At 65.0% G+C, this 18,405-nt stretch carries 17 protein-coding genes; 12 read left to right on the top strand and 5 right to left on the bottom strand.

What is annotated here, in order from left to right:
• The first annotated feature begins 24 nt into the window (after positions 1-24).
• The 10 genes from IB238_RS18570 (at position 25) to IB238_RS18525 (ending at position 11,591) form a co-directional block, all read left to right on the top strand.
• Entirely contained in the window at positions 25-1,212 is a 1,188-nt protein-coding gene (locus IB238_RS18570; protein ID WP_192250339.1) for an acetyl-CoA C-acyltransferase, read from the top strand.
• 25 nt (positions 1,213-1,237) lie between these two features.
• Positions 1,238-2,365 (top strand): acyl-CoA dehydrogenase family protein, encoded by a 1,128-nt coding sequence (locus IB238_RS18565; protein ID WP_192250338.1) that lies wholly within the window; start codon positions 1,238-1,240, stop codon positions 2,363-2,365.
• 69 nt (positions 2,366-2,434) lie between these two features.
• Positions 2,435-3,667: a 3-methyl-2-oxobutanoate dehydrogenase (2-methylpropanoyl-transferring) subunit alpha gene (locus IB238_RS18560; RefSeq protein WP_192250337.1), complete on the top strand. Its 1,233-nt coding sequence runs from the start codon at positions 2,435-2,437 to the stop codon at positions 3,665-3,667.
• Between the two features lies 1 nt (position 3,668).
• Entirely contained in the window at positions 3,669-4,682 is a 1,014-nt protein-coding gene (locus tag IB238_RS18555) for an alpha-ketoacid dehydrogenase subunit beta (RefSeq protein ID WP_192250336.1), read from the top strand.
• A 3-nt stretch (positions 4,683-4,685) separates the two neighbouring features.
• On the top strand, positions 4,686-5,996 hold the full coding sequence (locus IB238_RS18550; protein WP_192250335.1) for a dihydrolipoamide acetyltransferase family protein: 1,311 nt from the start codon (positions 4,686-4,688) through the stop codon (positions 5,994-5,996).
• 4 nt (positions 5,997-6,000) lie between these two features.
• A complete protein-coding gene (lpdA, locus tag IB238_RS18545) occupies positions 6,001-7,389 on the top strand; it encodes a dihydrolipoyl dehydrogenase (protein WP_192250334.1) in 1,389 nt (462 codons plus the stop codon).
• Positions 7,373-8,491, top strand: coding sequence for an enoyl-CoA hydratase/isomerase family protein (locus IB238_RS18540; protein ID WP_192250333.1), 1,119 nt, complete (start codon positions 7,373-7,375; stop codon positions 8,489-8,491). The genes lpdA and IB238_RS18540 overlap by 17 nt, the downstream gene beginning before the upstream one ends.
• Positions 8,488-9,384, top strand: coding sequence for a 3-hydroxyisobutyrate dehydrogenase (gene mmsB / locus IB238_RS18535; RefSeq protein WP_192250330.1), 897 nt, complete (start codon positions 8,488-8,490; stop codon positions 9,382-9,384). Before IB238_RS18540 ends, mmsB begins: the two co-directional genes overlap by 4 nt.
• A 38-nt stretch (positions 9,385-9,422) precedes the next feature.
• On the top strand, positions 9,423-10,193 hold the full coding sequence (locus tag IB238_RS18530; protein WP_192250329.1) for an enoyl-CoA hydratase: 771 nt from the start codon (positions 9,423-9,425) through the stop codon (positions 10,191-10,193).
• A 102-nt stretch (positions 10,194-10,295) separates the two neighbouring features.
• Positions 10,296-11,591 (top strand): amidase, encoded by a 1,296-nt coding sequence (locus tag IB238_RS18525; protein ID WP_192250328.1) that lies wholly within the window; start codon positions 10,296-10,298, stop codon positions 11,589-11,591.
• Between the two features lie 69 nt (positions 11,592-11,660).
• Here IB238_RS18525 and IB238_RS18520 read toward each other — a convergent pair whose 3' ends face one another.
• The 5 genes from IB238_RS18520 to IB238_RS18500 form a co-directional block, all read right to left on the bottom strand.
• A complete protein-coding gene (locus IB238_RS18520) occupies positions 11,661-11,822 on the bottom strand; it encodes a hypothetical protein (protein ID WP_192250327.1) in 162 nt (53 codons plus the stop codon).
• Between the two features lie 105 nt (positions 11,823-11,927).
• The gene (locus tag IB238_RS18515; RefSeq protein WP_192250326.1) at positions 11,928-12,941 is read right to left on the bottom strand and encodes an MsnO8 family LLM class oxidoreductase; all 1,014 of its coding nucleotides are present in this window, start codon (positions 12,939-12,941) and stop codon (positions 11,928-11,930) included.
• A gap of 66 nt (positions 12,942-13,007) precedes the next feature.
• On the bottom strand, positions 13,008-13,961 hold the full coding sequence (locus IB238_RS18510) for an NrtA/SsuA/CpmA family ABC transporter substrate-binding protein (protein WP_192250325.1): 954 nt from the start codon (positions 13,959-13,961) through the stop codon (positions 13,008-13,010).
• Positions 13,958-14,722 (bottom strand): ABC transporter ATP-binding protein, encoded by a 765-nt coding sequence (locus IB238_RS18505; protein WP_192250324.1) that lies wholly within the window; start codon positions 14,720-14,722, stop codon positions 13,958-13,960. Before IB238_RS18505 ends, IB238_RS18510 begins: the two co-directional genes overlap by 4 nt.
• Positions 14,715-15,488 carry an ABC transporter permease gene (locus IB238_RS18500; protein ID WP_192250323.1) on the bottom strand — a complete coding sequence of 258 codons (774 nt, stop codon included), beginning with the start codon at positions 15,486-15,488 and terminating at the stop codon, positions 14,715-14,717. The genes IB238_RS18505 and IB238_RS18500 overlap by 8 nt, the downstream gene beginning before the upstream one ends.
• A gap of 192 nt (positions 15,489-15,680) precedes the next feature.
• Between IB238_RS18500 and IB238_RS18495 the strand changes: the two genes are divergently transcribed.
• Together IB238_RS18495 and IB238_RS18490 are read left to right on the top strand one after the other, a co-directional pair.
• A complete protein-coding gene (locus IB238_RS18495) occupies positions 15,681-17,195 on the top strand; it encodes an acetyl-CoA hydrolase/transferase family protein (protein WP_192250322.1) in 1,515 nt (504 codons plus the stop codon).
• Between the two features lie 329 nt (positions 17,196-17,524).
• Positions 17,525-18,355 (top strand): alpha/beta fold hydrolase, encoded by an 831-nt coding sequence (locus tag IB238_RS18490; protein ID WP_192250319.1) that lies wholly within the window; start codon positions 17,525-17,527, stop codon positions 18,353-18,355.
• Positions 18,356-18,405: the final 50 nt, after the last annotated feature.

Genomic DNA, 18,405 nt, shown 5'->3' with positions numbered 1-18,405 from the left:
AGACATCGTTTCGGGAGATTTCATATGACGCAACAGGATCCGATCGTCATCGTCGGCTCGGCCCGTACCGCCATGGGCGGGTTCCAGGGCGACCTGAAGGATGCCACGGCACCGGAACTCGGCGCCGCCGCCATCCGTGCGGCGCTGGATCGCAGCGGCGTCAGCCTCGAGACCGTGGAAGAGGTGGTGTTCGGCTGCGTCCTGCCCGCCGGACAAGGCCAGGCGCCGGCCCGCCAGGCCGCGATCGGCGCCGGCCTGCCGTTTGCGACCGGGGCGACGACCGTCAACAAGATGTGCGGCTCCGGCATGAAGGCGGTAATGATGGTCCACGATCTCATCGCCGCCGGCAGTGCTTCGATCGCCGTCGCCGGCGGCATGGAAAGCATGACGAACGCACCCTACCTGCTCGACCGCGCCCGCGGCGGCTACCGTCTCGGTCATGGCCGCGTCATCGACCACATGTTCCTCGACGGGCTGGAGGACGCCTATGACAGGGGGCGCCTAATGGGCACCTTCGCCGAGGATTGCGCCGAGGCCTACCAGTTCACCCGTCCGGCGCAGGACGACTACGCCGTGACGTCGTTGACCCGCGCCCAGAGAGCAATCGAGACTGGCGCATTCGACGCCGAGATCACGCCGGTTACCGTGAAGATGGGACGCTCCGAGATGGTCGTCAGCCGTGACGAACAGCCGGGCAAGGCGAAGCTGGAAAAAATCCCGACGCTGAAACCGGCCTTCCGCGAGAACGGAACGGTGACCGCTGCGAACTCGTCGTCGATTTCGGACGGCGCAGCAGCGCTGGTACTGATGCGGCGCTCGCAGGCCGAACGCGAGGGTATCGATCCGCTGGCCACCATCGTCGGCCATGCCACCCATTCCCAGGCGCCCAACCTCTTTGCCACCGCCCCGATCGGCGCCTTGAGCAAGCTCAGCGAACGTACCGGCTGGAATCTCAAGGACGTCGACCTGTTCGAGATCAACGAGGCCTTCGCCGTCGTCGCCATGGCCGCCATGCGCGACCTCGACCTGCCGCACGACAAGGTGAACGTCCATGGCGGCGCCTGCGCGCTCGGCCACCCGATCGGCGCCTCCGGGGCGCGCGTGCTCGTCACACTGCTGTCGGCCTTGGAGCGGTATGGAATGAAGCGCGGCATGGCGACGCTCTGCATCGGCGGCGGCGAGGCAACGGCGCTCGCCGTCGAACTGCACTGAACGGTTTTCCAGAGGAGACCGACGCATGATCCTGAACGAACAGCAGATCCAGATCCGCGACATGGCGCGCGACTTTGCCCGCGAGCGACTGGCGCCGGATGCAGCGGAACGCGACGAGAAGAGCCGTTTCCCCCGCGAGGAACTGAAGGAAATGGGCGAACTCGGCTTTCTCGGCATGCTGGTGCCGGAAGCCTATGGTGGCTCGGAAACGGGCACGATTGCCTATGCCGTTGCATTGGAGGAGATCGCCGCCGGCGACGGTCCCTGCTCCACCATCATGAGCGTGCACAGTTCGGTCGGCTGCGTGCCGATCCTGAAATACGGCACCGAGGAGCAGAAGCAGCGTTTCCTGCCGAAGTTGGCATCCGGCGAATGGATCGGCGGCTTTGCGCTGACCGAACCGCAGGCCGGCTCCGACGCCTCGAACCTGAAGACCCGCGCCCGGCGCGACGGCGATCATTACGTCATCGACGGCGCCAAGCAGTTCATCACCTCGGGCAAGAACGGCAACGTCATCATCGTCTTTGCCGTGACCGATCCCGACGCCGGCAAGAAGGGCATTTCCGCCTTCATCGTGCCGACCGACACGCAAGGCTACGAGGTCGTGCGGGTCGAGCATAAGCTGGGGCTTCACTCCTCCGACACCTGCCAGATCGCCTTCAACGAGATGCGCATCCCTGCCGACCTCCGGCTCGGGGCGGAGGGCGAGGGTTACCGGATCGCGCTGTCGAACCTGGAGGGCGGGCGCATCGGCATTGCCGCACAATCCGTCGGCATGGCCCGCGCGGCCTTCGAGGCGGCGCGCGACTACGCCCGGGAACGCTCGGCCTTCGGCACGCCGATCATCGATCATCAGGCCGTCGCCTTCCGGCTCGCCGACATGGCGACGCAGATCGAGGTCGCGCGCCAGATGGTGCTGCATGCGGCTCAGTTGAAGGAGGAGGGGCAACCCTGCCTGACGGAGGCCTCGATGGCGAAGCTGTTTGCCTCCGAGATGGCCGAGAAGGTCTGCTCGGATGCGATCCAGATTCACGGCGGCTATGGCTACATGGCGGACTATCCGGTCGAACGCATCTACCGCGACGTCCGCATCTGCCAGATCTACGAGGGAACGAGCGACGTCCAGCGCATCGTCATCGCACGCAATTTGTAGGATAGTGGTGACCGCACCGTTCGTGAGGAGCAACGGACGCGGTCGCCGACATGGGAGGTATGACACCGCATGAACGAGGTCCCGCACCTGAGCCTGCATGTCCCCGAGCCGGCAGTCCGGCCCGGCGGCCAGCCGGATTTCTCCAACGTCAAGATTCCGAAAGCCGGATCGGTGCCGCGACCGACGATCGACGTGGCACCGGAAGAAATCCGCGATCTCGCCTATTCGATCATTCGCGTGCTCAACCGCGACGGCGAGGCGGTCGGCCCCTGGGCGGGGCTGCTGTCGGATGAGGAGCTTCTGGCGGGCCTGCGCAACATGATGAAGTTGCGCGCCTTCGACACTCGCATGCTGATGGCGCAGCGGCAGGGCAAGACGTCCTTCTACATGCAGCATCTCGGCGAGGAGGCGGTCAGCTGCGCCTTCCGCAAGGCGTTGAACAAGGGCGACATGAATTTTCCGACCTACCGGCAGGCGGGGCTGTTGATCGCCGACGACTACCCGATGGTCGAGATGATGAACCAGATCTACTCGAACGAGGCAGATCCATTGCGCGGCCGCCAGCTGCCGATCATGTACTCGTCGAAGGAGCACGGCTTCTTCACCATCTCCGGCAACCTCGCCACCCAATATGTGCAGGCGGTCGGCTGGGCGATGGCGTCGGCCATCAAGAACGACACGAAGATCGCCGCCGCCTGGATCGGTGACGGTTCCACCGCCGAATCCGACTTCCACTCGGCCCTCGTCTTCGCCTCGACCTACAAGGCGCCGGTCATCCTCAACATCGTCAACAACCAGTGGGCCATATCCACCTTCCAGGGCATCGCCCGCGGTGGGTCGGGCACCTTTGCCGCCCGAGGACTAGGTTTCGGAATTCCCGCGCTGCGCGTCGACGGCAACGATTACCTCGCCGTCTATGCGGTGGCGAAATGGGCGGCCGAACGTGCCCGCCGCAACATGGGCCCGACGCTGATCGAATACGTCACCTACCGTGTCGGCGCGCACTCGACCTCGGACGATCCGAGCGCCTACCGGCCGAAGACCGAATCGGAGGCCTGGCCGCTCGGCGATCCGGTGCTGCGGCTGAAGAAGCACCTGATCATGCGGGGCGTCTGGTCGGAGGAACGCCACGCCCAGGCCGAGGCCGAGATCCTCGACGAGGTGATCCAGGCGCAGAAGCAGGCCGAAAGCCACGGCACCCTGCATGCCGGCGGCAAGCCGTCCGTTCGCGACATCTTCGAGGGCGTCTATGCGGAAATGCCCGCCCATATCCGCCGCCAGCGGCAGAAGGCAGGGTACTGATATGGCAAGAATGACAATGATCGAGGCCGTGCGCAGCGCCATGGATGTCTCGATGGGGCGCGATGACGACGTCGTCGTGTTCGGCGAGGATGTCGGCTACTTCGGCGGCGTCTTTCGCGCCACGCAGGGGCTGCAGGCGAAGTACGGCAAGACCCGCTGCTTCGACGCACCGATCAACGAGTCGGGCATTCTCGGCACCGCGATCGGCATGGCGGCCTATGGCCTGAAACCTTGCGTCGAGATCCAGTTCGCCGACTACATGTATCCGGCCTATGACCAGATCACGCAGGAGGCCGCGCGCATCCGCTACCGCTCGAACGGCGACTTCACCTGCCCGATCGTGGTGCGCATGCCGACCGGCGGCGGCATCTTCGGCGGCCAGACGCACAGCCAGAGCCCGGAGGCGCTGTTCACCCATGTCTGCGGCCTGAAGGTGGTCGTCCCCTCCAACCCCTACGACGCCAAGGGCCTGCTGATCGCCGCGATCGAGGATCCGGACCCGGTGATGTTCCTGGAGCCGAAGCGGCTCTACAACGGCCCCTTCGACGGTCACCACGAAAAGCCGGTGACGCCCTGGTCGAAGCACGATCTCGGCGAGGTGCCGGAAGGCCACTACACGATCCCGATCGGCAAGGCGGAGATCCGCCGGCCCGGCAACGCCGTCACCGTGGTCGCCTACGGCACCATGGTGCATGTGGCGCTCGCCGCCGCCGAGGAGACCGAGATCGACGCCGAGGTGATCGACCTGCGCAGCCTCCTGCCGCTCGACCTCGACACCATCGTCCAGTCGGTGAAGAAGACCGGCCGCTGTGTCGTCGTCCATGAGGCGACGCTCACCTCCGGTTTCGGCGGCGAAATAGTGTCGCTCGTGCAGGAGCATTGCTTCTACAATCTCGAAGCGCCGGTGGTGCGCGTCACCGGTTGGGACACGCCCTATCCGCACGCGCAGGAATGGGACTATTTCCCCGGGCCTGCACGCGTCGGCCGGGCCCTGCAAGAAGTGATGGAGGCCTGAGGCATGGGCGAATTCCTCATCAAGATGCCGGATGTGGGCGAAGGCGTTGCCGAGGCCGAACTCGTGGAATGGCACGTCAAACCCGGCGATCCGGTGCGCGAAGACATGGTGCTCGCCGCTGTCATGACCGACAAGGCGACGGTGGAGATCCCCTCCCCGGTCAACGGCACCGTGCTGTGGCTCGGCGCCGAGGTCGGCGACACGGTCGCCGTCAGGGCGCCGCTGCTGCGAATCGCGGTCGAGGGCGAAGGCCACGCGCCCGCTCCCGACACGGCGACGGATGTGGCCGCAGAGGTCGAAACATCAGCGGCTCCGCCGGCCGCTTCAGCCGAGGTCATTCCGCTGGAGCGCGCGCCCCGGACGGAACAGCCCGCCCCACCGCCAGCCGCGCCGCGCCGCGAGGAGCCGGCCGCAACCCGCCCTGTCCGCCACGAACCGGGCGAAAGACCCCTCGCCTCGCCGGCGGTTCGGTTTCGCGCCCAGGAGGCCGGCGTCGACCTGCGGCAGGTTGCCGGTTCCGGCCCGGCCGGCCGCATCACCCACGATGATCTTGACCAGTTCCTGGCGCGCGGCGCGCAGCCGGCCGTCTCCGTCCCAGGCCTCGCCCGGAAGACGGCGACCGAAGAGATCAAGGTCACGGGGCTACGCCGGCGCATCGCCGAGAAGATGCGGCTTGCCGCCTCGCGCATTCCCCACATCACCTATGTCGAGGAGGTGGACGTCACCGATCTGGAGGACCTGCGCGCGACGATGAACGCGGGCAAAAAGGCCGACCAACCGAAGCTGACGATCCTGCCATTCCTAATGCGGGCGCTGGTCAAGACGCTCGCCGAGCAGCCGGGTGTCAACGCCACCTTCGACGACGACGCCGGCATCATCACCCGGCACGGCGCCGTACATATCGGCATCGCCACGCAGACGCCGGCGGGCCTCACCGTTCCCGTCGTCCGCCACGCCGAGGCGCGGTCGATCTGGGACAGCGCCGCCGAGCTGACCCGCCTTGCCGATGCCGCCCGCAACGGCACCGCCGCGCGCGAGGAGCTGTCCGGCTCGACCATCACCATCACCTCGCTCGGCGCGTTCGGCGGCATCGTCACGACACCGATCATCAACCATCCGGAAGTGGCGATCGTCGGGGTCAACAAGATCATGACGCGGCCGGTCTGGGACGGCACCCAATTCATCCCGCGCAAGATCATGAACCTGTCTTCGAGTTTCGACCACCGCGTGGTGGACGGTTGGGATGCCGCCGTCTTCGTCCAGCGGATCAAGGCCCTGCTCGAAACGCCCGCACTGATCTTCATCGAAGGCTGATGACATGAAAGAGATCGTCTGCAAGCTCCTCGTCATCGGCGCCGGCCCCGGCGGCTATGTCTGCGCCATCCGCGCCGGCCAGCTCGGCGTCGACACCGTCATCGTCGAATCCACCAAGGCCGGCGGCACCTGCCTCAACATCGGCTGCATTCCCTCCAAGGCACTGATCCACGCGGCCGAGGAATTCGACAAGGTTCGCCATATGACGAGCCCCAATTCGCTCGGCATCACCGTCGAGGCGCCGAAGCTCGACCTCGCCCAGACGGTGCGCTGGAAGGACGGCATCGTCGGCCGGCTCAACGCCGGCGTGCTCGGCCTGTTGCGCAAGGCCAAGGTCAAGATCGTGCACGGTTCCGCGCGGTTTCGCGACGGCAAGACGGTGGAGGTCGAGACCGAGACCGGAACCCAGCTGATCCGCGCAGAAACGGTGGTGATCGCCACCGGTTCCGAGCCGGTCGAACTTCCCACGTTGCCCTTCGGCGGAGCGGTGATTTCCTCCACCGAAGCGCTGTCCCTGGGCGCCGTTCCCAAGATGCTCGTCGTTGTCGGCGGTGGTTATATCGGCCTGGAGCTCGGCACCGCGTTCGCCAAGATGGGCTCCGAGGTCACAGTGGTCGAGGCGATGCCGCAGATCCTGCCGCAATACGACGCCGAACTGGTCAAGCCGGTGGCGAAGCGGTTGAGCGAACTCGGCGTGCGCATTCTGACCGGCGCCAAGGCGAAGGGCTTTGCAGACAATGTGCTGATCGTCGAGACAGCCGTCGGCGAGGAGAAGCGCCTTGCCGCCGACAAGGTGCTCGTCACCGTCGGTCGCAAGCCGCGCACCGAAGGCTGGGGGCTGGACGAACTCGACCTCGACCGCGCCGGGCGCTTCATCCGCATCGACGAACGCTGCCGAACCTCGATGCGCGGCATCTATGCGATCGGCGACGTCACCGGCGAACCAATGCTCGCCCACCGCGCCATGGCGCAGGGCGAAATGGTCGCCGAGATCGTCGCCGGCCGCAAGCGCGTCTGGGACAAGCGGTCCATCCCCGCCGTCTGCTTCACCGATCCCGAGATCGTCACCGCCGGCCTGTCGCCCGACGAGGCGCGGGCGCAGGGCTACGAGGTCCGCGTCGGCCTCTTCCCCTTCAATGCCAACGCTCGCGCCATGACCACCCAATCGGAAGACGGCTTCGTGCGCGCAGTGGCGCGGGCCGATACAAACCTGCTGCTCGGCCTGCAAGCGGTCGGCGCCGGCGTCTCCGAGCTGTCGAGCGCCTTCTCGCTGGCATTGGAAATGGGCGCGCGGCTGGAGGACATAGCCGGCACCATCCACGCCCACCCGACCCGCAGCGAAGGCCTGCAGGAAGCCGCATTGAAAGCACTTGGCCATGCCCTCCACATCTGAACCCGCAACGCAAAGCGATGTCGTCCAGGAAGCGCAGACCCTGATCGGCCGCACCAGCACGCTCGGTCGAATCCGGCTCAACAGGCCAAAGGCGCTGAACAGCCTTACGCTCTCAATGGTCCGTGACATCGAGGCCGCTCTCGATACCTTCGAGGCCGATCCGCAAATCGCCGCGGTGCTCATCACCGGCGAGGGCGAGCGCGGGCTGTGCGCTGGCGGCGACATCCGCATGATCTATGACGGCGGCAAGGCGGGCTCGGACGAGCCGACCATCTTCTGGCGCGAAGAGTACCGGATGAACGCGCGGCTTGGCGGGTTTGCCAAGCCCTATGTCGCGATCATGGACGGGATCGTCATGGGCGGTGGCGTCGGCGTGTCGGTCTACGGCAGCCACCGCATCGTCACCGAGCGCACACGGCTCGCCATGCCCGAGACGGGCATCGGCTTCTTTCCCGACATCGGCGCCTCCTGGTTCCTCACGCGCCAGCAAAGTGAACTCGGCACCTATGCCGCGCTGACCGGCGAGCAGCTTGCTGCCGGCGACGCGATCGCGTTCGGCCTGGCCGATAGCTACGTCCCTTCGGACCGCCTGCCGGCACTGATCGAAAAACTGTCCCACCTGCCGGCCTCCGCCTCACGTGCAAATGTTTCCGCCGTCGTCGCCGCCTTTGCGGACGCGCCGCCGGCGGGCAAGGCAGCGCAGGAACAGGCGTCGATCGACCGCCTGTTTGCCTTCGACACCGTCGAGGACATTTTTTCGGCACTGGAGAAGGACAGTTCCGCCTTCGCCGAAAGGACGCTCGGCGTATTGCGGACGAAATCGCCGCTCAGCCTCAAGGTAACGCTGCGGCTGATCAGGCTTGGCCGCAAGAGCCCGTCGCTGGAGGATTGCCTGGAGCGGGAATTCGCGGCCACGTTCGCGGTGCTGCGCAGCCACGACTTCTACGAGGGCGTCCGCGCCGCCGTCATCGACAAGGACCGCAAACCGCAGTGGCGCCCTGCGACGCTCGCCGAAGTAACGGAAGGCAATGTCGCCGGCTTCTTCGAGCCTACAGAAGAACCGCTTTTTGCTGACAAGACCAGGAAGGGAGAACGCACATGAGCTCCATAGCATTCATCGGTCTCGGCCACATGGGCGGCCCCATGGCGGCAAACCTGGTCAAGGCCGGCCACCGCGTCCAGGGGTTCGATCTGGCCGCACCATCTCTGGAGCTTGCGCGACAGAACGGCGTCCAGACCTGTTCGTCGCTCGCCGAAACGGTATCGGGCACCGAAACGGTGATCACCATGCTGCCGGCAGGCAAGCACGTGATTTCGGTCTGGAGCGAACTCGTGGACGCCGTGCCGGCCGGCACGCTTCTCATCGATTGCTCGACGATCGACATGGAAAGCGCCCGCAAGGCGCACGCGCTGGCGGCTGCGAAGGGCTGCCCTTCCCTCGACGCGCCGGTATCAGGCGGCACAGGTGGTGCCGCAGCCGGTACGCTCACCTTCATGGTCGGCGGCGAGGAGGACGTGTTCGCCGGCGCAAAGCCGCTGTTCGAGGCCATGGGCAAGAAGATCATCCATTGCGGCGCAGCATCCGCCGGACAGGCGGCAAAGGTCTGCAACAACATGATCCTCGGCATCAACATGATCGCCGTCGGCGAAGCCTTCGTGCTCGGGGAACGACTCGGCCTGACCCACCAGGCGCTCTTCGACGTCGCCTCCGTCTCTTCCGGCCAGTGCTGGTCGCTGACCACCTATTGCCCAGTCCCCGGCCCGGTGCCGACCTCACCGGCCAATCGCGCCTATGAGCCGGGGTTTGCGGCCGAACTGATGCTGAAGGACCTGAAGCTGTCGCAGGCAGCGGCGGAGGAGACCGGTGCCATGACCCCGCTCGGCGCCAAGGCGACGCGTCTTTACCAGCTGTTCGCCGACGAAGGATTCGGAACGAAGGATTTCTCTGGCATCATCAACATGTTACGCGATAAGTCGGAATCGGGCGCCGAGTAGGCGGCAAGCCCCCGATAGAAAGACCAAGGGAGAAGCTGGTGGAACAACCGATCATCGTCGAGCGGCAGGGCCGCGTCGTTATCGTAACGCTGAACCGGCCGGCGGCCCGCAATGCCTTGAACGCGGAAGTGATGCTCGCCATGGGCAACGAACTGGCGCCTCTCGACCGCGATCCCGGCGTCGGCTGCTTCGTCATCCGCGGCTCTGAGAAGGCTTTCGCCGCCGGCGCCGACATAAAGGAGATGGCCGACAAGTCGTTCTCGGAAATGTACAACGACGACTTCTTCGCCGCCTGGGACCGGTTCGCGTCCCTCCGCACGCCGAAGATCGCCGCCGTGTCCGGCTATGCGCTCGGCGGTGGCTGCGAACTGGCGATGATGTGCGACATGATCTTTGCCGCCGACACGGCGATGTTCGGCCAGCCGGAAATCAAGCTCGGCGTCATCCCCGGCATGGGCGGCTCGCAGCGCCTGACGAAACTGGTCGGCAAGGCCAAGGCGATGGACCTGATCCTGACCGGGCGCCTGATGGATGCGACGGAAGCCGAGCGCTGCGGTCTCGTCGCCCGCGTCGTTCCCGCCGACAAGCTGATGGATGAAGCGTTGAAGGCTGCCGAAACCATAGCCGGCTATGGCAAGGCCGCAACCACTGCCGCACGCGAGGCAGTGGACCGCGCCCTCGAGGGTGGCTTGCGCGAAGGCATCCTGTTCGAGCGCCGCCTGTTCCACGCGCTCTTTGCCACGGCTGACCAGAAGGAAGGGATGGCCGCCTTCGTCGAGAAGCGCGCCCCGACCTTCAAGGGGGAATAGCGAGACGCCGCGGCCTGCACCTGCAAGAACCAGTGGATGGATTTGTCTGATTCGTCTGCTATGAAACCACCCAGTTTCATGTATTGATTCAGCAGGCCGCACTTGTCTCAAAATCCGATCAGAACCCGCCTCGAAAAAATCCTTTCCCGCCTCGAAGAGCGCAAGGACACCGAACGCACCTATGTGAAGCTGTATCCGCAAACGGCGCGCGCCGAGGCCGACGCGGCCGATGCCCGCCTGCGCGAAGGCAGAACCATCGGCCCGCTCGACGGCCGCATCGTCTCGATCAAGGACCTCTTCGACGTGGCGGGCGAGCCGACACTTGCCGGCTCGGTCATCCGCCGTTCCAACCCGCCCGCAACCGCCGACGCCCCGATCGTCCGCCGGCTGCGCGAAGCCGGCGCCGTCATCATCGGCAAGACGCACATGACAGAATTCGCCTTCACTGCGGTCGGGCTCAATCCGCACTACCCCGTGCCGGGCAACGCAACGGACGAAAACCTCGTTCCCGGTGGTTCTTCGTCGGGGGCTGCGGTTTCTGCCGCCGAAGGCACCTGCGATATCGCGATCGGCTCGGATACCGGCGGCTCCATCCGCATTCCGGCAGCCCTGAACGGGCTGGTCGGCTTCAAGCCGACGGCAAGCCGCATTCCGCTCGACGGCGCCTTCCCGCTGGCGCCCAGTCTCGATTCGGTCGGCCCGCTTGCCGACAGCGTCGCCGCTTGTGCCCTTGCCGATGCGATCATGGCTGGCGAAAAGCCGGAACCGCTCGCCGCCAGGTCGCTCAAGGCCTTGAAGGTCGGTGCTCCGCGTGGGCGTCTGTTCGAGGACATGGAGCCCGAGATTGCAGCGGCGTTCGAATCCAATCTCGCGCGCCTTGCAGACGCCGGCGCCGAACTGACCAACTGCTCCATCGACGATCTTCTCGAGGCTCTTGCGGAAGCGACCCGCATCGGCTCCATCGCCGGCATCGAGGCGAGCCGCATTCACGCCGACTGGCTGGACGATGATCACGCACCGGTGGATTTCCGCGTCACCACCACGCTGAGGCGCCGCCGGCTCGTTTCCGACGCCGATCTTGCTGCCTTGCTGGAAACGCGAAATGGCCTCGCCCAAGCCATGGACGCGCGCCTTGCACCCTTCGACGTGCTTGCCCTGCCGACCTCGCCGATCTTCGCCGCCAGCATCGCGTCCGTCTCGTCGGACGAGGAAACCTACCGCCACGTCGAGGACCTGCTCTTGCGCAACAACCAGGTCGGCAACCAGTTCGACCTGACGGCGATCACCCTGCCGATGCCGGGACTGGCACATCCGGCGGGTTTCATGCTGTTCGGCCGCAACGGCACCGACAAGATGCTTCTGCAGATTGCCGCGTCCGTTGAAGCGTTGATGCGCTGAGGCCGTGCGCTGGCAAGCCATTCGCTTTGCCAGGACGGCGCACTGCTCGAGTGCGCCGTCCCGATCGGGTTAGTGGCGGGTATCGACCGGCATGTCTTCTGCGAGAAAGCGATAGGCATCCTTCAGTGCGCTGACGAGCAGGTCTGTCAGAACCTCACCCGCGCCGCCTTCGAGGAGAAGCGCAATAGCTTCGCCGCTCACTTCGCCATCATGGCTTCCGTCTATCGACATCATGTCGTCCTTTCATCGTCGCAATGCAGTTTGCTTGCGGCGACTGGTAGGCGGCATGGCTTGCGCTGACCTTGCGTAAGCTGACGTAGCGCTTAGCCTTGGCGGCTATCGGGCCGTCAGGCCGAAGGTTCGCGCCAGGAGTTCGTAGTTGCGATGACGCAGCGCTGCGTCGTGCAATACGTCCTGCACCATGATCTCGGTTGCGCCCGTATCTCGAGCCATCCGCTCGACGACGGCCTTCACCCGCTCCGGCGAGCCGACGACATAGGCCGGCCAGTCGGCGTCTTCCGCTGGCAGCACTTCGCCCATGATCGCGATCGCCTCCTCCGGCGTTGGCATTTCCGTCAGCATGATATTGTCCTTCCGCCGCAGCTTGAAGGCGACACGCATCGGCATGGCAAGACGCTCGGCTTCCGCCTGCGTTTCGCCGATGATGAGCCGGATCGCGAGCAGGGCCGTCGGCCGGTCGACACCAACCGCGAACCGAGACGGCCGGAAATTCTCGTGGTAGGCCCTCCAAGCGCCGGGGGCGTTCTCGGGCACGTGGAACGCGCTGCATGCCATCGGCAGCCCCAGGCGTGCGGCGCGCAGCGCACTCGCCTCGGTCGCGATCAACACCCAGGGGAGCGGGCCGGCCGGTTCGTCCGGCATGATGCCGATCGAACGAAACGGAGACGTCTCGGGGAGGTCGTTGCCGATCCAGCCGACGAACTCCTCGGTCTGGTCGTCGTGGTCGTCGGGTGTCTCGATATGGCGATGGCGCTTCAGTGCCGTGTCTGCCGTCACGCCCGCCGTTGCCCGGCCGATGCCGACATCGATTCGGCCCGGAAAGAGCACTCCGAGCGTGCGGATAGCCTCGGCCGACTTGTACGGGCTGTAGTGGTTCAGAAGCAGGCCGCCGACGCCGATCCGGATCGTCTTCGTTGCACAGGCGAGCGCGGTCGCCAGCACTTCGGGTGCCGGGTTTGCTTCATACGGCACGTCGTGATGTTCGACGAGCCAGTAGCGGTGATACCCGAGCCGCTCGGCGGTCTGTGCCAGTGCGATCGACCCGCGCATCGCTTCGCCAGAGGTCTGGCCGACGGGGATCTGCACCGGATCGAGGATCGATAGTTTCATTTCGAATGTCCTGAAATCATGTGGCCGGCACCACGATCGGGCAGTGCCGGCTATGCTTGACTTTGATTACTTGATTTCGAAGGCCGACGGGGCGACCAGATCGGCCTTGATGTCGATGGCATTGTCCGTTGGCAACATGCCGGTATCGATCATGAAGGTCTGATCGGCCGTCAGGTTGGCGATATCGTCATCGGTCATGACCGGGGTGAAGTCGTAGAGCGGCATCTGCTTGGCAGCTTCCTCGACCGAGATCTTCTGCTCCTTGGCCGCGATATCGAGTGCCTCCTGCGGGTGCGCCGCGATGAACTCGAGCGCCTTGCGGTGCGCGTCGAAATAGGCCTTCACGAGGTCCGGGTGCTCTTCCAGGAAGGTACTGCGTGCGCCGATGACGGTGGTCGGCTTGATGAGGCCCTCGCCGTCCACCAGCGCCTTGCCACCGGCCTGCTCGACCATCACCGCATTGTTGCCTGCAAGCGTGGCGACGTCGACCTGACCGGAAAGAAGGGCTGCACGGGCCGTCGGCAGATCCATGTTGATGTACTCGACATCGGCCAGCGTCAGCTTCTGCGAGGCGAGCGCGGCGACGAGAAGCTGATTCAGCACGGTTCCCTTGGGACCGGCAATCTTCTTGCCCTTGAGGTCGGCAAGAGCCGCAGGGCCATCCGCACGCGTCATCAGGTAGTAGGCCTTCGGCGAGCGCGCATAGGCGGCAATGACCTTCAGGTCAACGCCGTTGGCCTTCGCGAGGATTGCCGAAGTGCCGCCGAGAACGCTGGCGATGTCGATTTCGCCGGCAGCGATCGCCTGGGTCTGCTGTGCGCCAGAGGTGATCTCCGGGCTTTCAACCTTGATGCCGTGTGCTGCAAAAGCCTCATCGAGGAAACCCTTCTCCCGCATGACGATCGAGGGCACGTTGAAGGGCGCCGAGACATAGGTGATGCGCACGGTTTCAGGCTTGTCGGCGGCAAAAGCCGAGGTCGCCAGCGAAAGGGCAAGCGCCAGGCCGGTGAGGAATTTCATGGGTGTCTCCTGTCTTGGGTGGGGGTGTCGGTTTCGGTCGATTTCGGCGCAAGCAGGCGCTCCAGAATTCGCCGGCGATGAAGCGCGATGGCCGGATCGGTCGGGTCGCGGGGATAGGCAGCGTCGATCCGGTCGTGCCCGACCAGTTGTCCCTGATCGAGTTCGAGGACGGTCTGCCCGAGCAGCACGGCCTCCTCCACGTCGTGCGTGACGAAAACGACCGTCGGCCGCCGCTCCTGCCAGATATTGACGAGCTCGGTCTGCATCGTGCGCCGGGTAAAGGCGTCGAGCGCGGCAAACGGTTCGTCCAGCAGGAGCAGGTCGGGCTCCATCACCAGCGCCCGGGCGATCGCCACGCGCTGTGCCATGCCGCCGGAGAGTTGCGCGGGCAGCGCAGTCCGGAAATTTGAGAGACCGACGAGTTCGAGCACAGACAGGCACCGCTTCTCGATCTCACGGCGATCGAGACGGCCCCTGATTCCGAAGGCGACGTTGTCGAAGACGTTGAGCCAGGGCATCAGCCGTGCGTCCTGGAAAACGACTCCGGCGTTCCACTCGCTCGCTGCGCCATGAACGATCGTTCCACCGCTCGGCTCGGTCAAGCCGGCGAGGATCCGCAGCAGCGTGGTCTTGCCGCAGCCACTGCGGCCGACGACCGTCGTGAAGCTGCCATTCTGCAACGTGACGCTGATGTCGCGAAGTGCCACGACCTCGCGTTCGCCAACGCGGTAACTGCGGCCGATGTTGCGCAGCTCAAGCACGGGCGGTCTCAAGGTTGGTGGCGAGCCACGGTGCGGACCGGACGATGCCTATCTTCAGCAGCTGGTCGGCGAGGATCCCGATCGCGCCGATCACGAAAATGCCGGCCAGCACGATGTCGGTGCGCGCCAGGTTCTCGGCATCCACGATCAGATAGCCAAGCCCGGCCGAGGACGCGATCAGCTCCGCGCCGACCAGCGCCCGCCAGCTGTAGCCGAGCCCGATCCGCAGCCCGACGACGATCGACGGCAGCGACGAGGGCAGCACGATCCGCCACATGATCTCCCTGTCGGAGAGGCCGCAGACCTTGCCGACTTCGATCAGCTTCGGATCGACCTGGGCGATACCGCTGCGCATGCCGAGAAAGATGGGAAAGAAGCAGGCCAGAACGATGATGCCCACCTTCTGCGCTTCCCCTATACCCAGCCAGAGCATCAGGAGCGGCATCAGCGCCAATGGTGGAATTTGCCGCATGAACTCCAAAAGCGGATCGAGCAGTTGGCGCGTCATCGCGCTCTTGGAGAAGGTGAGCGCAAGCAGAAGAGCCAGTCCGACCGCAAGCAGGTAGCCCGCCCCAACCCGTTGCAGGCTGATCAGCGTGTGCCGGGAAAGCTCTCCCGACTGCGCCAATTCGACCATCGTTTTCATCACCTTGTCGGGAGACGGCAGAAGGAAGGGGCCGATCCAGCCCATCCCGCTTGCAGCCCACCACAGGCCGAGAACTGCGCCAAAAGCGACGATCGAATAAAGATGGCGGGGGGAAAACATAGGTGACGATTGGTAAGTGGGAGATCAATTGCCGCGGTATAGACCATAAACATGAATGTTCAAGTCATATTTTAATTTGTTTGCGGTATACCCACTGTCGCATTTAGGACACTCACCACTGCAATGTAGCCGAGCCTGGGCCTTACCGGTCAACGGGGCGGGTCGGCATCGGGACGAACGGGAAGAGACAGAATGAACCAGTCACGGCTTGGCTTTGAGAAGCTGCGCTCGAAGGTGATGAGCGCCGAGGATGCGGCATCGTTGATCGAGTCCGGCACGACAGTCGGCATGAGCGGCTTTACCGGGTCCGGCTACCCGAAAACGGTGCCGCTGGCGCTAGCCGCCCGCATCGAAGCCGAGCATGCCGCCGGCAACCCCTTCCGCCTGCGCGTCTGGACCGGCGCCTCGACCGGGCCGGAGCTCGACGGCGCGCTTGCCAAGGCCGACGGTATCGAGTTCCGCCTCCCCTACAATTCCGATCCGATCGCCCGTGAGAAGATCAATCGCGGCGAGATGGAATATTTCGACATGCATCTCAGCCAGGTCGCACCGATGGCCTGGCAAGGCTTCCTCGGGCCGCTCGACACGGCCATCATCGAGGTGTCCGGCATCCGCGCGGACGGTTCGCTGATCCCCTCCTCCTCGGTCGGCAACAACAAGACCTGGCTCGACCGCGCCGAAAAGGTCATCCTCGAGCTGAACCGCTGGCAGAGTGCCGATCTCGACGGCATGCACGACATCTACTACGGCACGGCCCTGCCACCTCACCGTATCCCAATTCCGCTCGTGCGTGCCGACGACCGCATCGGCGAGACCTCCTTCCGCTGCGACCCGGACAAGATCATCGCCATCGTCGAGACCGACGCTCCGGACCGCAACCTGCCCTTCACGCCGCCTGACGATGCCGCCCGCGCCATTGCCGGGCACCTGCTCGAATTCTTCCGCCATGAGGTGGCGAAGGGTCGGCTGCCGGCATCGCTGCTGCCGATCCAGTCGGGTGTCGGCAACATCGCCAACGCCGTGCTGACCGGCCTCGTCGACAGCCCGTTCGAGAACATGACAGCCTTCACCGAAGTGATCCAGGACGGCATGCTCGACCTGCTCGACGCCGGCAAGCTGCGGATGGCCTCCGCCACGGCCTTCTCGCTCAGCCCGGAAGCGGCTGCCCGCCTCAACGCCGACATGGCCCGTTACCGCGAGAAGATGATCCTGCGCCCGCAGGAGATCAGCAACCATCCCGAACTGATCCGCAGGCTCGGCTGTGTCGCCATGAACGGCCTGATCGAGGCCGACATCTACGGCAACGTGAACTCGACCCACATCATGGGCTCGCGGATCCAGAACGGCATCGGCGGCTCGGGCGACTTTGCCCGCAACGCCTATGTCTCGATATTCATGACGCCGTCGACCGCCAAGGGCGGCAAGATCTCGGCGATCGTCCCGCAGGCCAGCCACGTCGATCACATCAACCAGGATGTTCAGGTGCTCGTCACCGAACAGGGCCTTGCCGACCTGCGCGGCCTGTCGCCCAAGCAGCGGGCGCGACTGATCCTCGACACCTGCGCCCATCCGGACTATCGCCCGGCCCTCGACGACTATTTCCAGCGGGCGCTGCGCGGCTCCTACGGCATGCAGTCGCCATCGCTGCTGAACGAAGCCCTGTCCTGGCACCAGCGATTTGTCGAGACAGGATCGATGCTCGCCTGACAGCGGCGACGGCACAAGAAAGATGGGGCCGCCCGATGGCGGCCTTCGGCGTCCATGTATGTCCGTCATGCCGGACTTGATCCGGCATCCAGCGCGCTCAAGTCCTTGAGCGCAAAAAGCGCTTTCGCGCCGCAGACGCGGCGCGACTGGAGCCCGGCTCAAGGGCGGGGTGACGGGTAGGGGATGCTCCGCCACCGGTAGCGGCTTGATTTGTACGTTACTTCAACCGTTTGGCCGAGTTGTTCGATCGACAGGCCGCCGGTATCTTCTTCGAAGTCAGAAAGGCGTTCCGAACGCTCTTTAAGAGCACGCGGTTGCAAGGAGATTGCATGAGCGCTGCGCAAGTGTTTCTTGCCGCCCTGGCATTGGCCGCCATCTCCACCGCTGGCGGAATCTGGGCTTTTCAGACCTACGGCGTCCACAGCTTCGATCCCACCCCCACCGTACCGGCCAAGTACGGCCTGCCATCGGTAAAGGTAGTACAATTCGCCTCCGAGGATGGGGCAACCATTCATGCTTGGATCTCAGTGCCCGTCGAAGGCAACCCCGTCATCCTCAGCTTCTACGGCAACCAGTCGAACATCGGCGCCTCGATGGGGCGGATCGCCTCTTTGATCGGAATGGGATATGGCGTGGTGATGATGGAGTATCGCGGATCGGGCGCGACCTCCGGCAAGCCGAGCGAGATGAATTTCGCACGTGACGCACGCTCGTTGTACGACCAGTTGGACGCCTTGATAGGCTACACCGTCCCGCCGCAACAACGGGTCCTGCATGGCTTCAGCCTGGGAGCTGGGGTCGGCAGCCGCCTCGCCGCGAACCGGCCCTTCGCCGCGGTGATCCTCGAGGCCGCCCCATTGCGCACCTGCCTCTACTATCAGGACCGCTATTTCGGCATTCCCTTTTGCGAGTTGATGTGGGCGGAGCGCTACGACGTCGTCGATCACGTCAAGGGCATCCAGGCGCCGACGCTGTTCATCCACGGTGAGCTTGACCGGGCGCTACCGGTCGAACGGGCGCGCCTTCTATATCAGGCTGCCCCCATGCCGAAGAAATATGTCGAATTGGCGGGCGGCGGCCATGCCGATCTCCAGGCGCACGGGCTCTTTCCGGCGATCGAGGACTTCCTGACCGAGCGGCTACGCGTAGCGACAAGATAAGCAATCAGACTTCAAACGGCTGCAAAGGACCGGACACGGTGCCTACCGCC

Origin of the sequence: Rhizobium sp. ARZ01 (assembly GCF_014851675.1) — a bacterium.
In the GTDB taxonomy this organism is placed as follows: Bacteria; Pseudomonadota; Alphaproteobacteria; order Rhizobiales; family Rhizobiaceae; genus Mycoplana.
Note: the sequence above shows the minus strand (reverse complement) of the source record. Positions and strands in the feature narration are given on the sequence as shown.

What these genes read in the sequence shown, in the direction of transcription:
- IB238_RS18570 (WP_192250339.1), top strand. Translation starts at nt 25, where the DNA reads ATGACGCAACAGGATCCGATCGTCATCGTCGGCTCGGCCCGTACCGCC.
- IB238_RS18565 (WP_192250338.1), top strand. Translation starts at nt 1,238, where the DNA reads ATGATCCTGAACGAACAGCAGATCCAGATCCGCGACATGGCGCGCGAC.
- IB238_RS18560 (WP_192250337.1), top strand. Translation starts at nt 2,435, where the DNA reads ATGAACGAGGTCCCGCACCTGAGCCTGCATGTCCCCGAGCCGGCAGTC.
- IB238_RS18555 (WP_192250336.1), top strand. Translation starts at nt 3,669, where the DNA reads ATGGCAAGAATGACAATGATCGAGGCCGTGCGCAGCGCCATGGATGTC.
- IB238_RS18550 (WP_192250335.1), top strand. Translation starts at nt 4,686, where the DNA reads ATGGGCGAATTCCTCATCAAGATGCCGGATGTGGGCGAAGGCGTTGCC.
- lpdA (WP_192250334.1), top strand. Translation starts at nt 6,001, where the DNA reads ATGAAAGAGATCGTCTGCAAGCTCCTCGTCATCGGCGCCGGCCCCGGC.
- IB238_RS18540 (WP_192250333.1), top strand. Translation starts at nt 7,373, where the DNA reads ATGCCCTCCACATCTGAACCCGCAACGCAAAGCGATGTCGTCCAGGAA.
- mmsB (WP_192250330.1), top strand. Translation starts at nt 8,488, where the DNA reads ATGAGCTCCATAGCATTCATCGGTCTCGGCCACATGGGCGGCCCCATG.
- IB238_RS18520 (WP_192250327.1), bottom strand. Translation starts at nt 11,822, where the DNA reads ATGTCGATAGACGGAAGCCATGATGGCGAAGTGAGCGGCGAAGCTATT.
- IB238_RS18515 (WP_192250326.1), bottom strand. Translation starts at nt 12,941, where the DNA reads ATGAAACTATCGATCCTCGATCCGGTGCAGATCCCCGTCGGCCAGACC.
- IB238_RS18510 (WP_192250325.1), bottom strand. Translation starts at nt 13,961, where the DNA reads ATGAAATTCCTCACCGGCCTGGCGCTTGCCCTTTCGCTGGCGACCTCG.
- IB238_RS18500 (WP_192250323.1), bottom strand. Translation starts at nt 15,488, where the DNA reads ATGTTTTCCCCCCGCCATCTTTATTCGATCGTCGCTTTTGGCGCAGTT.
- IB238_RS18495 (WP_192250322.1), top strand. Translation starts at nt 15,681, where the DNA reads ATGAACCAGTCACGGCTTGGCTTTGAGAAGCTGCGCTCGAAGGTGATG.
- IB238_RS18490 (WP_192250319.1), top strand. Translation starts at nt 17,525, where the DNA reads ATGAGCGCTGCGCAAGTGTTTCTTGCCGCCCTGGCATTGGCCGCCATC.